Raw genomic sequence first — 1,539 nt, 5'->3', positions numbered from 1 at the left:
TTACGCGAGTTTCGAATTAATATAGCATAGGATTTAGCATATCAAGAGAGATGTAATAGAAGGTTTATTATCAGACATTTGATAATTTATCAGTGCTGCAACCATATGCACAAAGGCATTTGTAACTGATCTATGCCTTGAATGCTCAAACTTCCCCAATAGTTTAATTTTACTAAACACAGATTCTATTAATGCTTTTTTAAGCAATAATATTTTATCCAACATAGACATGTAGTAAGATTTTTCATATTTTTCTTTACCCTAGTTACCATAAAAATTCCTTGCTCTAAAAGTTGTAGAAATAATTGTTGCGAAATATAACCACGATCTCCGAATACTTTACCAAAAAGATTTTTGATTATCAGTTCCAGCTGTTTTCTATCATCCTTATTGCCAGGGCTAAAAGATGCTTTAACTATACCACCGGCTCTATTAATTATTAGATGTAGTTTAAGTCCATAGAACCAACCTTTTGTTGTCTTACTGCTTGCTGCTATGCCGGCGAACACTTTATTCATTGAAATACGGTATCTCTTACATACCTCTATACTACTTGAATCTACAAAAGAGAGTCCGTCACACTGATCCAAAATAGAATTGAATATTAGTACTAATAGTGGTAAATGTGGACCTATTATTTTTATAAATTGACTATAACTTATTAATTGAAAATCTCTTTGATGATGAATTCATATTTGCTTCAGACAATAATTCTTAAAACAATCATAAGATGACTGCCAGTAGCCTATTATAATTGTTATTACCTCACTTCTGTTCAGTCGACTTTTAGGACCAGATTTGTTGTTATACGCGAGTTTCGTATTAATAGAGGAACTGAATAGCTGATAGTAACTGGGTTACGAGGATATTAGTAATATTGTTTTTGTTATAAAATGTACTTAAAACTGCATAAATTTTTAGTAAATTGTCTTTTTTGACTATAACTATTAAATTGTAAAACTTGTCACACCTCTTACAAACCTTGAAAGGATAAGCATTATAGCATATTTATTAACCATAATTTAGGCATCTTAATACGAAACTCGCGTTTTTTGGATGACAAATTGCTAAAGATGTTGCATCAATATAAGAGACTCCGGTAGGTTGAGATTGATACATATACCATTCAAGCAATAAAACTAAATATGTATTTAGGTACATTATATTGATCTTTATCACATAGATGACTACCTGTAGCTCTTGAATTATTTATAAAATCTAAACGATAAAATAAGCTATTTTCAGGAGCAATAAAATATTTTGTAATATTACTATTCTTAAAAATATATCTATATTCTTTATTAGCGTGGATTTGATAATCGTAGTCGTTATAGTGAATTTGCAATTCCTCTTTATAGATTAATTCATTTAAACTTTCAGATAGGAAATATGCTACCCCTTCGCCGTAACCATGATTATCTATAATTCTGTTAATCCGGTATTTTCCGGATAATCTTGAAAAAATTTCTTTTACTGAATCATTTTTTAAGGGCATTTGGTATATACCTATGTCATTCCTGCGACGTTTTGGCTTTGTTG

3 protein-coding genes are annotated in these 1,539 nt (G+C 30.1%); all 3 read right to left on the bottom strand.

The annotated features are described in order from the left end of the window. Positions 1-33: 33 nt before the first annotated feature. A complete protein-coding gene (locus REIS_RS16415; RefSeq protein WP_008580153.1) occupies positions 34-225 on the bottom strand; it encodes a transposase in 192 nt (63 codons plus the stop codon). Continuing rightward, on the bottom strand, positions 189-689 hold the full coding sequence (locus tag REIS_RS11145) for an IS982 family transposase (RefSeq protein WP_083787764.1): 501 nt from the start codon (positions 687-689) through the stop codon (positions 189-191). Before REIS_RS11145 ends, REIS_RS16415 begins: the two co-directional genes overlap by 37 nt. A 437-nt stretch (positions 690-1,126) precedes the next feature. Further along, positions 1,127-1,539: DUF6314 family protein (locus REIS_RS04830; RefSeq protein ID WP_008580151.1), on the bottom strand; the 413-nt coding region annotated here is incomplete at its 5' end.

It is taken from the genome of Rickettsia endosymbiont of Ixodes scapularis (assembly GCF_000160735.1).
Taxonomy (GTDB): Bacteria; Pseudomonadota; Alphaproteobacteria; order Rickettsiales; family Rickettsiaceae; genus Rickettsia; species Rickettsia tamurae.
Note: the sequence above shows the minus strand (reverse complement) of the source record. Positions and strands in the feature narration are given on the sequence as shown.